At 62.4% G+C, this 2,986-nt stretch carries 3 protein-coding genes and 1 pseudogene; 3 read left to right on the forward strand and 1 reads right to left on the reverse strand.

Annotated features, from left to right (window positions below; genetic code table 11):
* Window positions 1–162: pseudogene (locus tag ACXJKO_RS30960) on the reverse strand (IS5/IS1182 family transposase); the annotation flags it as partial.
* A 70-nt stretch (window positions 163–232) separates the two neighbouring features.
* Here ACXJKO_RS30960 and hemA point away from each other — a divergent pair.
* From hemA to ACXJKO_RS30975, 3 genes are read left to right on the forward strand one after another with little or no spacing between them, the layout of a single operon-like run.
* Window positions 233–1,519: a 5-aminolevulinate synthase gene (gene hemA, locus ACXJKO_RS30965; protein ID WP_457094843.1), complete on the forward strand. Its 1,287-nt coding sequence runs from the start codon at window positions 233–235 to the stop codon at window positions 1,517–1,519.
* Window positions 1,429–2,184 (forward strand): efflux RND transporter periplasmic adaptor subunit, encoded by a 756-nt coding sequence (locus tag ACXJKO_RS30970; protein ID WP_457094841.1) that lies wholly within the window; start codon window positions 1,429–1,431, stop codon window positions 2,182–2,184. The genes hemA and ACXJKO_RS30970 overlap by 91 nt, the downstream gene beginning before the upstream one ends.
* Window positions 2,185–2,233: 49 nt before the next feature.
* Complete coding sequence (locus ACXJKO_RS30975; protein ID WP_457094842.1) at window positions 2,234–2,950, forward strand: IS6 family transposase; 717 nt, start codon at window positions 2,234–2,236, stop codon at window positions 2,948–2,950.
* The last annotated feature ends 36 nt before the right edge of the window (window positions 2,951–2,986 follow it).

Consider the following 2,986-nt stretch of genomic DNA (forward strand, 5'->3'; position numbering starts at 1 on the left):
CTCGAACCCCAGAGCGCGCTCGAACCCCAGAGCGCGCAGGTTGAGTTCGTCGACGAAGACGTCGATCACCCGCACCGGATTGTCCTCGCTGACGTACTCGTCGAGGCAGGCCGGGAACAAGGTGCCCTGGCTGCGCTCCTGGCCTTGGACAAACCGCTTCATCGCGATCCCTCCAGTCCGTGCTAACCCCACCAGATTACCAGATCCCGCGTTTTGACACAGCCTCGACCCGATCTGGAAGGTTCCCGCGACCAGGACCTACACCGGCTATTTCGATGCCGCCATCGCACGGCTGAAGGCGGAGCGGCGCTATCGCTCCTTCGTCGATCTCGAACGCATCGCCGGCCGCTTTCCCGCAGCGACCTGGCATTCTCCGGACGGCCCGCGAGAGATCACAGTCTGGTGCTCCAACGATTATCTCGGCATGGGCCAGCATCCGGCCATCGTCGAAGCAATGACCCATGCCGCAGCCCGCCATGGAACTGGTGCGGGCGGCACGCGCAATATTTCCGGCAACAGCTACCCCATCGTCGAGCTGGAGCGCGAGCTTGCCGACTTGCACGGCACGGAGGCGGCCCTGGTCTTCACCTCGAGATACGTGTCGAACCAGACCGGCATCTCTACCATGGCCCGGCTCATCCCGAACTGTCTGATCCTGTCGGATGCCCTCAATCACAACTCCATGATCGAGGGCGTGCGGCAGTCCGGCTGCGACAAGGCGATCTTCCGCCACAACGACCTCGAACACCTGGAGGAACTGCTGCAGGCCGCCGGCGCCCGGCCCAAGCTAATCGTGTTCGAGAGCGTCTATTCCATGGATGGCGACGTGGCTCCCATCCGCCAGATCTGCGACCTCGCCGAGCGCTATGGCGCCATGACCTATATCGACGAGGTCCATGCCGTAGGCATGTATGGGCCGCGCGGGGCGGGTCTCGCGGAACGCCTCGGCGTGATGCACCGGATCGACGTGATCGAGGGCACGCTCGGCAAGGCTTTCGGCGTCATGGGCGGGTATATCGCGGGTGCCGCTTCGGTCATCGATGCGGTTCGCAGCTATGCCCCGGGCTTCATCTTCAGCACGGCTTTGCCGCCGAGCGTGGCCGCTGCTGCTGCAGCCTCCGTGCGCCACCTCAAGACATCATGCGTCGAGAGACAGGGGCAGCAAGGTCAGGTCGCTCAGGTCAAGGATGCGCTCATCCGCGCCGATCTGCCCCTGCTTGCCACGCCGACGCATATCGTACCGGTGATGGTAGGCGATGCAGAAGCCTGCAAGGCAGCCTCCGACCGCCTGCTGAAGAAGCACGGCATCTATATCCAGCCGATCAACTACCCTACCGTACCCCGCGGCACCGAGCGCCTGCGCATCACTCCCGGGCCCGTGCACACCAGCGCTCATGTCGAGGCGCTGACCCAGGCTCTTGTCGACACATGGAAGGCGCTCGACCTGCCGTTCAGCGGGCTGGTGCTCCAGGTACACGAGGGCATCCCAACAGCTCGGCGGATGGGGCGCAGACAGTGATCCGCAGTGCTCTTCTCCTGCTCACACCATTATGTGCGGGTGGCCTCTGGTATGGGTTGACAGGCGCGGAGGGACAGGCCTCGGCTCGGATCCCAGTTGCCAAGGCACCAGGGTCCTCAAGTCCGATTTCTGAGGCCCCAGCATCAGTTCAGACCCCAGACTCGCAGAAGAGCCCAGCCGCAGTTGCGGTGATCACCGCTCCTGTCCGCGCAAAGGTGATGCCGATCACTCGAATGAGCATCGGCTGGATCGAACCAACTGCACGGGTGACTGTGCGAGCCCGCATCGACGGCATCATTGTCGAGCGGCATATCCATGACGGTACGGAGGTTGCAGTCGGAGACCTTCTGTTTCGCCTCGATGATCGCGAGCTTCAGGCGCAGATCGCCCGCGGCGAGGCAGCTCTGGACCGCGACCGCGCCGTGCTGGCCAAACCGCAGGCTGCGCTAAAGCGAACCCAAGAGTTGCTGGCTCGGTCCGTTGCCAGTCAGGCCCAAGCCGAAGAGGCCGCCGCTGAGGTCAGGATCGCCGCGGCCAATGTCGCCGCGAGTGAGGCGGCCTTGGCCATGGATCGGGCCAAGCTAGCGCATACCCGGATCACCGCCCCGATCAGCGGACGTGCCGGCGTTGTGCAGGCGGGCGAGGGGGTTCTGTTGCAACTTTGAAGCTTGCGCTGCCTGAGCTACGGGATGAGGGTAGCAAGTGGGGCTAGCGGTGAAGCAGAGTAACAAGAACCTGTTCAAAGGCCGGCAGTTCACGGCGGAGATCATTCTGTGGGCGGTCCGCTGGTACCTGCAGTTCCCGATCAGCTACCGCGATCTTGAGCGCATGTTCTCCGATCGAGGCATTCAGGTCGATCACACCACCCTGTTTCGGTGGATCAAGGCCTATGCACCGGAGTTGGAGAAGCGCATCCGTCTCCATCTTCGTATGACCAACGGCTCCTGGCGGGTGGATGAGACATATATCCGAGTAAAGGGCGCATGGGTTTATCTCTATCGCGCTGTTGATGCGACAGGGCAGACAATCGACTTTCTGCTCTCACCCAAGCGGGATGCGGCTGCTGCCAAGCGGTTCTTCCGGAAAGCCTTGAGGCAGCCCCATACGGTCAATCCGCGGACCATCACTGTCGACAAGAATGCAGCCTATCCTATCGCGACGAAAGCTATGAAACGCGCTGGAGAGCTCTGGCGCTTTGCCAAACTCCGGCAGGTGAAATTCTTGAACAACATCATTGAGCAGGATCACCGGCGTATCAAGCGCCTGGTCCGGCCAGGCCTGGGCTTCAAGAGCGTCACGTCCGCCGCGCAGACGCTTTCTGGTTATGAGGCGATGGCAATGATCCGCAAGGGACAGATCATCGGTGTACCACCCAAGGACATGGGCGCTCAGCGCGACTTCATTGCTACCCTATTCAGCCCAGTCGCGTAGCCTGCGTCCTTGTCCGGCCTTCGCTTGACCTACATC

It is taken from the genome of Microvirga sp. P5_D2, assembly GCF_054049475.1.